Annotated in this window: 1 protein-coding gene; it reads right to left on the bottom strand. The window is 63.6% G+C overall.

Annotated features, from left to right (window positions below; translation table 11 throughout):
- A partial coding sequence (locus tag CG51_RS18385) for a C40 family peptidase (protein ID WP_035747498.1) occupies positions 1-236 on the bottom strand: 236 nt, incomplete at both ends.

Here is a 236-nt window from a genome sequence, read left to right on the forward strand (position 1 = left end):
ACGCCGCGCGCGCATCAGGATCACGTCGTATTCCTGCGGCTCCATGACCTCGATCCAGCCATCCGACGCCTGCCCCTCATCCATGGCCCGCGCCACGCGAAGCAGGTCCGACGCCTCGATCTCGCCGTAGATAGGCAGCTCGATCCCAAGCTGATCCGCATAGACCTGCTGGACAAGCGACCAGCACGTAAACTTCTCCGGCTCCTCGCCGTATTCCACGCCGATGTAATCGGCCC

It is taken from the genome of Haematobacter missouriensis (genome assembly GCF_000740775.1).
GTDB classification, from domain to species: Bacteria; Pseudomonadota; Alphaproteobacteria; order Rhodobacterales; family Rhodobacteraceae; genus Haematobacter; species Haematobacter missouriensis.